Raw genomic sequence first — 9,722 nt, 5'->3', positions numbered from 1 at the left:
TGGGGCCGAAACCCGAAGCCGGAGCCGAAGCCGCAGGCGGAACCTCGAAGGAGGCGAAGACATCCTGTACCCGCTTGCGGGCCTCGGTGAAGAACTGCCAGATCGCGCCCCAGAAGCCGCCGATGACGGCGAGGATGAGCACGACCGTAGCGGCCGTCGATGCGACGGTGTCGAAGCCGAGGGTGATCGCTGATGCGGAGATGACGGAGAGAATCGCCACGTCGAGCCACGAGACCGCCTTCGAGGTGCGCACCCCGGGCCGCGCGAAGACGATTGCCGCGATCGCCGCAAGAGCGACGAACAGCACGATGCTCGCGAGGAGCACCCCGAGGGTCTGCCAGCCACCGCCGCCGAAGATCGCGCTGCCGACGAGCATCCAGGCCGGCAGCAGGACTGCCGCGGGGAACAAAACGGAGTAGAAGGCCCGACGAATGATCACGTGTTCAGGGTAGGCGCGTTCGGCCGGGAATTGACTGGGATGCTGTGCGCCCCAGGCGAACGGGAACGCGGGCAGAATAGACCCATGATCGAGTTGCGCACGCCCACAGAAATCGACGAGATGCGGGCGGCGGGGCGCTTCGTCGCCGACGTGCTCACCGAGGTGAGGTCGAGGGCCGCCGTCGGCGTGAATCTGTTGAAGCTCGATGCGATCGCGCACGACATGATCCGAGCCCGCGGCGCCGAATCCTGCTACATCGACTACCACCCGTCGTTCGGCGCCAGCCCTTTCGGAAAGGTGCTGTGCACGTCGGTCAACGACGCGGTACTGCACGGGCTCCCCCACGACTACGTTCTGCGTGACGGCGACCTGGTGAGTCTCGACTTCGCCGCATCCGTCGACGGCTGGGTCGCCGACTCTGCCGTGTCGGTCATCGTGGGCACCCCCCGCCCTGAAGACCTGCGGGTCATCGAGACGACCGAACGGGCTCTGGATGCCGGCATCGCGGCCGCCCTGGTCGGCGGACGCCTCGGAGACATCTCGGCGGCGATCGGTCACGTCGCGGCCGGCGCCGGATACTCGGTCAACACCGATTTCGGCGGGCACGGGGTGGGGCGCACTATGCACGGCGATCCCCACGTGCCGAACAACGGTCGCCCGAACCGGGGGCTCCCCCTGCGACCGGGTCTGGTCATCGCCATCGAGCCGTGGTTCCTCGAGACCACAGACAAGATCGTCACCGATCCGGATGGCTGGACGCTGCGCAGCGCCGACGGCTCGCGAGGCGCGCACTCGGAGCACACCATCGCCATCACCGAGAACGGCCCCGTCGTTCTGACCGCCCGCTCGTAGCCGAGCCTGACGCCGAAACGAGTTCGCTCAGTCGACGAGTTCGAAAGCCGCCAGGTCGCCGAGGTACCGCTTGGGCAACGGACGTGCGAATTCGTCGCGCCTCGAGGTGGAGTACCCGAGGGTGACGAGCGATTCGACCAGCTTCGTGGCGGCACTCACCCCGTCGATGACGGGAACGCCGACCTCCGCCGAGATGTAGCTGCAGAGGTCGGCCATTCCCGCGCATCCGAGCACGATCGAGTCGGCGTTGTCGCGCTCGATCGACGTTCGGCAGAGGTCGATTATCACCTGGGCCGCCTCGCTCGACGGATCGTCGAGGGCGAGAACCGGGATGTCGCAGGCGTACGCGCCGACGCACCGGTCTGCGAAGCCGTAGTGCCGCACGAGATCGTGAGCCCGGCCGACAGTGCGCGACAGCGACGTGACGATGCTGAAGCTGCGCCCCACCAGGGTTGCCGCGTGCATCGCGGCCTCGGCGATGCCCACGACCGGGCCGCCCGCGAGCTCGCGAGCGGCATCCAGACCCGGGTCGCCGAAGCACGCGATGACGTACCCGTCAGACCCCGCCCGTTCGCCGGCCGCGATCTCATGCAGCAGGCCCGGCACCGACAAGGCTTCGTCGTAGTGACTCTCGATCGACGCCGGTCCCATGGGCGGGTTCACGGCGGTGATCCGAGTTCCGGGGCCGGCCACCCCCCGGGCGCAGGAACCGATCATGTCGGTCATGGCCCGGGTGGTGTTCGGGTTGATCACGGTGATGTGCACGGGTGCGTGTCCGTTCGATGGTGCGGTCGATGACTACTGGATGACCGAGGCGGTCTCGTGCTCCTCGGCGGCCTGCATGCTTCGCGCCGCCTGGGGGCTGACCTTCTCGGCGACCCAGTAGACGACCAGGGCGATGCCGCAGCCGATGAACCAGGCGTACGAGGCGGCGCCCTGCAGCGGCGTGATGAACACCGTGCTGGCCGCGAGCAGCGCTCCGACGACGGTGGCGATGACCGCGTTCGGGTTGAAGCCCTTCTTGTACCAGTAGCGACCCTTCTCACTCATCGTGTAGAGGTCGTCGACGTAGACCGTCTGCTTGCGCACGATGTAGTAGTCACAGATCAGCACACCGAACAGCGGGCCGATGAACGCACCGAGGGTGTCGAGCGTGTAGTGGATGATCTCCGGGCTGGAGTAGAGGTTCCACGGAGTGATCAAGATGCTTCCGACTGCGGCGATCATGCCGCCCATGCGCCACGAGATCTTCTGCGGAGCGACGTTCGAGAAATCGAAGGCCGGTGAGACGAAGTTCGCCACGATGTTGATGCCGACCGTGGCGATCGCGAAGGTCAAGGCGCCCAGGATGATCGCGTAGACGTTGTCGATGCGGGCGACGGTTTCGATCGGGTCGGTGATGAGTTCGCCGAACACCGGCACGGTGGCCGCGGCACAGATCACGACGAGGATCGAGAACACGAGGAAGTTGAGCGGCAGACCGAGGAGGTTGCCCCGCTTGACCGCCGTGAACGACTTGCCGTAGCGCGAGAAGTCGCCGAAGTTCAGCATCGGGCCCGAGAAATACGACACGACCAGCGCGATGGCGCCGAGCATGACCGGAACGGCGTCCCAGCCCTCGAACTGAACCGAGCCGAGGTTCAAGTCGATGTTCTCCCAGCCCGCCTGCGACACCAGGTAGATCGCGAGGACGATCATGACGACGTAGACAGCGGGTCCGCAGAAGTCGATGAACTTGCGGATCGATTCCATGCCACGCCAGAAGACGAACGCCTGGGCCACCCACAGAATAAGGAAGGCGATCCAGCCGAGAAGCGACAGGCCTGCGAAACCGACGGTGTCGGCATCCGCGATGGCCGCGAGCTCGGGCCACAGCTTGAGCGCGACGACGACGAGCGCCGCCGAGGCCAGATAGGTCTGGATGCCGTACCAGGCCACCGCGATCAGGCCGCGGATGATGGCGGGGATGTTGGCCCCGAGCACCCCGAACACCGTGCGCGAGATGACCGGGTAGGGAACACCGGACTGCTGGCTCGGCTTCGCGACGAGGTTGCAGAGGAAGTACACGATGGTGATGCCGACGAGGAGTGCGATCAGCACCTGCCAGCTGGCGAGCCCCAGTGCGAACAGGCTGCCGGCGGTGACGTATCCGCCGACGCTGTGCACGTCCGACATCCAGAAGGCGAAGAAGTTGTAGGCGCCCCAGGTCTGCTTCTTGAGGGGCGCGAGATCCTCGTTGCTGAGGCGTGGATCGTGGAACGTCTCGACGACGCCGCTGCCCAGAGGCAGCCCCGCAGCCTCGAGCACGTCGCCGGGCTTTCCCCGCTTTGCGTTTATGACCTCGGTCATGGAATTCTCCGGTTTCTCATCAGTGATGCGACAGGTGGTAAAAGGTGTTGGTCGGTGAACTTTTCGATGCGGCTCACGTTCCCTATCCGGCAGATCCGCGGGCTCCGTCGATGCTCATAAAGCTATTGCTTAACACTCCCCGCCCGATTTCGCGCCTGTTACAGGCGTGTGACAATTGACCGGTGAGAGACGAGTTCGAATTCGGTGACGAGACGGCCCTCACCGCGAACGAGTCGCTCGGCCGAAGACTGCGCGAACTCCGCACCCAGTCGGGGCTGTCGCTGCGAGCCCTTGCCCGCGAACTCGATATCTCCGCCAGCGCCGTCTCCCAGATCGAGACCGGAACGATGGTTCCCTCGGTCAATCGCCTCATCGCGATCGTGACCGCGCTCGACGTGCCCCTCTCGGCCGCGTTCGAGTTCCCCGGCGCAGAATCGGCTGCCGCATCCACGACCGCCGCCACACTGGGCGACCGTCTGGCCGGGCTCGCCGACGAGCCGATAGAGCGCGACGGCTACGTCATCTCCCGGGCCGGGCGCGTGCCCGCTATGAACCTCGAATCGGGCGTGGTCTACCGTCGACTCTCCCCCGGCCCCGTCCCCAGCCTCGAGATCTTCGAATCGACCTACCCGGCGGGATCCACAGGCAGCGCCCACGGCGACCTCATCCGGCACGACGGGTTCGAGATCGGCAGCATCACGTCGGGAGTCCTCACGATCACATTCGAAGGCGAGGATGTGACGCTGCAGGCCGGCGACTCCATCACGTTTCCCGCGACGAGGCCCCACCGGTTGAGCAACAGGTCAGGCGGGCCCTGCGTCGCCGTCTGGGTGATCGTTCACTCGTAGAAGATCGGGTCGCACGCGAGCAGTGCGTTCGAGCTGCTGCCCCCTGCGCCATTCGGCGATGAGGCGATGGTTGCCTCCGAGCAGCACCGGCGGAACCGCGCGTCCTCGCCACTCGGCGGGCTTCGTGTAGCTCGGATACTCGAGGAGGCCGTCTTCGTGCGATTCCTCGACGAGGCTTTCGGGGTTGCCGACCACACCCGGAATGAGCCGGCCGATGGCCTCGATCATCGCCATCACGGCGACCTCGCCGCCGTTCAGCACGTAGTCGCCGAGGCTGACCAGACGAACCTCGGCTCGATCGGCCGTGTCGTCGAACACCCTCTGGTCTATGCCCTCGTACCGTCCGCATCCGAACACGAGATGCTCTCGCGTCGACAGTTCGCGCGCCATCTTCTGGGTGAACACCTCGCCGGCCGGCGAGGGAAAGATGACGAGAGGGGCGCCGGATGCCGTGGGTGCGGCATCCAGGATCGTGTCGAGCGCCTCGCCCCACGGTTCGGGCTTCATGACCATGCCGGCTCCGCCGCCGAAGGGGGTGTCGTCGACTTTGCGATGCCGGTCGTGAGTGTGGTCGCGCAGGTCGTGCACGCCGAGCGAGATGAGCCCCGACTGGCGGGCCTTGCCGAGCAGCGAGATGTCGAGCGAGTCGAAGAAGCTCGGAAAGATCGAGACGATGTCGATACGCATCCTGAAAGCCTAGCTGCGCGCGCGGTGCCCGCCGCCGCTGCGGACCTCGGGCGGAGAATCGGGTGCACCGTCGCTCTATTGCCGTCGGATGCCTCAGATCTCCTCCCATGCCAGTCGTGCGCAGTCAGTGTCGATGTCGGGCGGCCCAGCGGTGTTCGCCCCGCCGCACGACAGCTCGAACCGCGCGCTCGACCGCCGGCCATTGGTTCATGACCTGGTCATAAGTCACACGCAAAACTACGTATCCTCGCTCTACCAATGCGAGATCCCGACGGCGATCCTCCGTGTAGGCCGCAAAGCTCGTGTGCCACGTCTTGCTGTCCAGCTCGACTACGAAACGGTCTCCGATGACGAGGTCGACACGCCCGACTCGGTCGATAGCAACCTGGGCCCGATAGGGAATGTTCAGCGAACGAAGCCGGAGCCGGGCCTTCGTCTCGAGTCCGGACTGCGCCGACGGGTCGACGAGCTCGAGGTAGGGGCCGTATTTCGTCGGAAGAGACTCGAAGATCTGACGCACATCGAACATGCCGACGAAGCGATTGTTCAGAGCCGAGTCCAGTGCGACTATGACCTCCTCGCGCGGCTGGCACAATACGAGGTGACGAAGCGCCGCCGGTACTCTGTCGACAGCAACGTCGAGCTCCCCCGGCGAAAGAACCGCCGTTCCTCGATGCAGGCGCACACCGTGTCGAGCCGGATCTGCAAGGTGAACCGATCTGTCGTGCGGCGAGCTCAGATGACCCGCGTTCCTTCCCACGGCCACGTGCAGCATGCCGTCGTCGACGCACCAAACACCTTTGCGCCGGAGGGCGGACACGCACGTGAGGTGTCCACCGATTCGCACGGCCGACACAAGCGCGGGATCGGCGTTCCGAGTCGAGACCCAACGGCGCCGCGGGATTGAGAGTCGGCCTGCCTTGACTGCGCGAGCGACCTCGGTCGGCGTGAACCCGTGCGCAGCCAGTGTGCTGACCGACGCGACGCCGCCGTAGGTTGCGATGACGTCGATAAGAGGTTCCACACGGATATGCTCGCGGCTGGCGCGCATCCGAAACGACGCGCGGGGCAATCTGTGGACAACGCGAAGGGAGGAGATTTCGACAGTCCACGCGCCTATCGGCGACGGCGGTACGAAATCTCCTCCCCCTTCGGTGAAGCGTCTACTCGGCCTCAGGCTCTGCGGCAGTGTCCGCGGACGCGGAGTCTGCCGCGGGGGCCGGCTCGTCGTCGTCGGATTCCGGGAGCTCTTCGAGGAGGCCGGGCGGCGGCGTGATAGTCATCGTTCCCGCCGCGATGTCGACGGCCGGCACGATCGCCTTGACGAAGGGCACCAGCACCTCGCCCGACGGCGTTTCGATGACGAGGAGGTCTTGAGCCGGCATGTGGTTGACCTGGCGCACGACGCCGATCTTCTCGCCGTCGCGAATCACGTCGAGGCCGACGAGCTGGTGGTCGAACCAGGCGTCTTCTTCAGAGGACTGCTCATCGGCGTCTTGATCGATCCAGAGGATCGCCTTGACCAGGCCTTCGGCGGCCGTGCGGTCGGGCACTCCCTTGAAGAAGCCCACTGCATGGCTGTTGAACCATTTGAGCTCGATGAGTTCGAGGGTCTTGCCGTGCCATGGAGACCCGGATGGTACCTGGAGGGTGAACACCGCGCCCGGCACGAAGCGACGTGCCGGATCGTCGGTGAAGAGCTCCAGCTTGATCGCCCCCTTGAGCCCGTGGGCTTTCAGGAGGCGACCAACCCGGAGTTGCTGCGTCTCGTTCTTAGAAATCGGTATCCACCACGTCTACACGAACGCGCTTGCCGTCGGCGAGCGCCGCGACGAGCGTGCGAAGAGCCTTGGCGGTGCGACCCGCACGACCGATCACGCGGCCGAGGTCATCGGGGTGCACGCGCACCTCGAGAACCTCGCCGCGCGGAGAACTCTTCGCAATGACATGCACGTCGGCAGGTTTGTCGACGATGCCCTTGACCAGGTGCTCGAGAGCAGGAGCGAGCAAGGCTAGGCCTTCTCTGCTTCGGCCTCGGGAGCCTCGTCGGCAGCCGGCGCCTCTTCGGGCGTTGCCACTACGGGAGCTGCAACAGGAACCTCGGCCTTGGGCTTCAGAACCGGCTTCTTCTTCTCGTCGGCGACGAACGCCTCTTTCGGCTCCTTGAAACGAACGGTCGAAACCGCGTCTTTGTCGCCTGTGAACTTGCCCCAGTCGCCCGTGAGCTTGAGGAGTGCGGCGACCTGCTCGGTCGGCTGCGCGCCGACACCGAGCCAGTAGAGCGCCCGCTCGGACTCGATCTTGATGACCGACGGCTCCTCGGTCGGGTGGTACTGGCCGATCTCCTCGATGACACGACCGTCGCGCTTGGTGCGCGAGTCGGCCACGACGACGCGGTAGTACGGTGCACGGATCTTGCCCATGCGCTTCAAACGGATCTTTACAGCCACAATTCTTCCTAGGTTTTTTCTCGGCCCTGCTGGGCCTCAATGTGGGTGAACTGGCAGCCGTGAGCGTGGGGTGCACACTCGGCGTAAAAAGTTCTCGAGGGTTCTGCCGCAACCTGATTAGAGGGTCGGGCGGGCAGACTCGACAGATCATTCTGTCAGATATTCGCCGTGGGCGCGTAATTCGGGAGCGTGATCGGCCGAGTCTGTCAGGATGAGGCGACCCGCTGCTATCGATCGGAGCCGCTCATGGAGATCTCGTTCGCTCAATCCGACCGCTCGACACTCGGCATCGAGTGGGAGATCGCGCTCGTCGAACAGAGTTCCGGCGACCTGGTGAACGTCGCCGGCGAGGTGCTGCAGTCCCTTCGCGGGCCGGGCGGCGAGGCCCATCCGCGCATCACCGAAGAACTGCTGCTGAACACCGTCGAGCTCGTCACCGGCGTGCATACGCGGGTGTCGGATGCCGTCGACGACCTCCAGGGGCAGCTCGCCGAGGTGCGCGCCATCACCGATCCACTGGATGTCGAACTCATGTGCGCGGGCACGCATCCGTTCGCGCAATGGTTCGACCAGCAGGTCACCGACAAGGAGCGGTACCACAAGCTCATCGACCGCACTCAGTGGTGGGGGCGCAACATGATGATCTGGGGCATCCACGTGCATGTCGGCGTAGAGAGCCGCGACAAGGTGCTCCCTCTGTTGAACGGCCTCCTCAACTACTACCCGCACCTGCAGGCGCTCTCCGCGTCGAGCCCATTCTGGGCGGGCGAGAACACCGGCTACGCGTCGAACCGCGCCCTGATGTTCCAGCAGCTCCCTACCGCCGGCTTGCCCTACCAGTTCGCCGAGTGGAGCGAGTACGAGGCGTACGTCGACGACATGAAGGTCACGGGAATCGTCGACGACCATACAGAGGTGCGTTGGGACATCCGCCCCTCGCCCCAATGGGGAACGATCGAGATGCGCGCCTGCGACGGCCTCTCGAGCCCCGAAGAGATCGGGGCAGTCGCCGCTCTCATCCAGTGCCTGGTCGAGCACATGTCAGACCGGCTCGACGCGGGCGAGACCCTGCCCACCCTGCAGCCCTGGTATGTGCGAGAGAACAAATGGCGCGCTGCGCGCTACGGCCTCGACGCCGAGATCATCGTGGATGCGCAGGGCGCCGAGAAATTGGTCACCGATGACCTGCGAGAACTGCTGGCCACACTCGCCCCGATCGCCGAGCGACTCGACTGCGTCGACGAACTCGCCCAGGTGAATCTGATCCTCGAGCACGGAGCCAGCTACCAGCGCCAGTTGCGCGTCGCCGAGGAGAACGGCGGAAGCCTCAAAGCCGTGGTCGCGTCGCTCACTCGCGAGCTGCGCCACGGCCTCGGGCACGCCGTTTCTTGAGCCCGGAACGAGCGTGGGGCTAGGTGTTCTTCTCGTCGCGCCACGCAAGCAGGTCTGTGACCGGCCCGAGGTCGATAGACGGCCCGGAGATTCCGAGCGTGAACAGCGTGACCCCCACCTCGGCCTTCGCATCGAGAACCGCGGCATCGGCAGAACCGAACGCGCCTGAGAGTTTCACGTCGTTCGAGATCTCGATCTCGGAAACGTCGCGACCGACATCGGCAGCACGCGCATGCAGTACGTCGAGCTTGTGCTGGAGCGTCGGGACGTCGGAGAAGCTGTGCCAGATCGTGGCGTGCTTCGCCACGAGCTTGAGGGTCTTCTTCTCGCCGCCGCCGCCGATCAGCACGGGGATCTTGCGGGTGGGAGCCGGGTTGAGCGCGCCCCAGCGCGCCTCGATGCGTGGGAGCGCCTCGCCCAGCGCATCCAGTCTCTGGCCCACCGTGCCGAACTCGTAACCGTATTCGTCGTAGTCGCGCTCGAACCAGCCCGAGCCGATGCCGAACACGAGACGACCCTCGGCTCCGGGGGTCTTGGCGCTGATGTGGTCGACCGTGCGTGCCATGTCGGCCAGCAGATCGGGATTGCGGTAGCTGTTGCAGGTGACGAGGGGACCGAACTCGATGGTCGACGTCTGCTCGGCCCAGGCCGCGAGCATGCTCCAGCCCTCGAAGTGCAGGCCCGCCGGATCGCCCGACAGCGGGT

At 65.5% G+C, this 9,722-nt stretch carries 12 protein-coding genes; 3 read left to right on the top strand and 9 right to left on the bottom strand.

The window, feature by feature from the left end; translation table 11 throughout:
• Positions 1–439: hypothetical protein (locus ACE5CZ_RS09840; protein ID WP_374947151.1), on the bottom strand; the 439-nt coding region annotated here is incomplete at its 3' end.
• A gap of 84 nt (positions 440–523) precedes the next feature.
• Here ACE5CZ_RS09840 and map point away from each other — a divergent pair.
• Positions 524–1,291: a type I methionyl aminopeptidase gene (gene map, locus ACE5CZ_RS09835; RefSeq protein ID WP_374947150.1), complete on the top strand. Its 768-nt coding sequence runs from the start codon at positions 524–526 to the stop codon at positions 1,289–1,291.
• A 27-nt stretch (positions 1,292–1,318) separates the two neighbouring features.
• On the opposite strand, the gene ACE5CZ_RS09830 is transcribed toward map, so the two are convergent.
• Entirely contained in the window at positions 1,319–2,056 is a 738-nt protein-coding gene (locus ACE5CZ_RS09830; protein ID WP_374947149.1) for an aspartate/glutamate racemase family protein, read from the bottom strand.
• Between the two features lie 33 nt (positions 2,057–2,089).
• Positions 2,090–3,640 (bottom strand): NCS1 family nucleobase:cation symporter-1, encoded by a 1,551-nt coding sequence (locus ACE5CZ_RS09825; RefSeq protein ID WP_374947148.1) that lies wholly within the window; start codon positions 3,638–3,640, stop codon positions 2,090–2,092.
• 182 nt (positions 3,641–3,822) lie between these two features.
• Between ACE5CZ_RS09825 and ACE5CZ_RS09820 the strand changes: the two genes are divergently transcribed.
• Positions 3,823–4,488: a helix-turn-helix domain-containing protein gene (locus tag ACE5CZ_RS09820; RefSeq protein ID WP_374947147.1), complete on the top strand. Its 666-nt coding sequence runs from the start codon at positions 3,823–3,825 to the stop codon at positions 4,486–4,488.
• Here the strand turns inward: ACE5CZ_RS09820 and trmD are convergent.
• The 5 genes from trmD to rpsP all read right to left on the bottom strand — a co-directional run bounded on the left by trmD (position 4,444) and on the right by rpsP (position 7,625).
• Positions 4,444–5,175: a tRNA (guanosine(37)-N1)-methyltransferase TrmD gene (gene trmD, locus ACE5CZ_RS09815; protein WP_374947146.1), complete on the bottom strand. Its 732-nt coding sequence runs from the start codon at positions 5,173–5,175 to the stop codon at positions 4,444–4,446. The genes ACE5CZ_RS09820 and trmD overlap by 45 nt on opposite strands.
• Before the next feature lie 124 nt (positions 5,176–5,299).
• Complete coding sequence (locus tag ACE5CZ_RS09810; RefSeq protein ID WP_374947145.1) at positions 5,300–5,704, bottom strand: endonuclease domain-containing protein; 405 nt, start codon at positions 5,702–5,704, stop codon at positions 5,300–5,302.
• Between the two features lie 634 nt (positions 5,705–6,338).
• Positions 6,339–6,962 (bottom strand): ribosome maturation factor RimM, encoded by a 624-nt coding sequence (gene rimM, locus ACE5CZ_RS09805; protein ID WP_374947152.1) that lies wholly within the window; start codon positions 6,960–6,962, stop codon positions 6,339–6,341.
• Positions 6,949–7,185 (bottom strand): RNA-binding protein, encoded by a 237-nt coding sequence (locus ACE5CZ_RS09800; RefSeq protein WP_055931512.1) that lies wholly within the window; start codon positions 7,183–7,185, stop codon positions 6,949–6,951. The genes rimM and ACE5CZ_RS09800 overlap by 14 nt, the downstream gene beginning before the upstream one ends.
• Before the next feature lie 2 nt (positions 7,186–7,187).
• Positions 7,188–7,625 (bottom strand): 30S ribosomal protein S16, encoded by a 438-nt coding sequence (rpsP, locus tag ACE5CZ_RS09795; RefSeq protein ID WP_374947144.1) that lies wholly within the window; start codon positions 7,623–7,625, stop codon positions 7,188–7,190.
• Between the two features lie 246 nt (positions 7,626–7,871).
• Between rpsP and ACE5CZ_RS09790 the strand changes: the two genes are divergently transcribed.
• A complete protein-coding gene (locus ACE5CZ_RS09790; protein WP_374947143.1) occupies positions 7,872–9,017 on the top strand; it encodes a glutamate--cysteine ligase in 1,146 nt (381 codons plus the stop codon).
• A gap of 19 nt (positions 9,018–9,036) precedes the next feature.
• Here the strand turns inward: ACE5CZ_RS09790 and ACE5CZ_RS09785 are convergent.
• A partial coding sequence (locus tag ACE5CZ_RS09785; RefSeq protein ID WP_374947142.1) for an LLM class F420-dependent oxidoreductase occupies positions 9,037–9,722 on the bottom strand: 686 nt, incomplete at its 5' end.

The organism is Agreia sp., assembly GCF_964263775.1.
In the GTDB taxonomy this organism is placed as follows: Bacteria; Actinomycetota; Actinomycetes; order Actinomycetales; family Microbacteriaceae; genus Agreia.
Note: the sequence above shows the minus strand (reverse complement) of the source record. Positions and strands in the feature narration are given on the sequence as shown.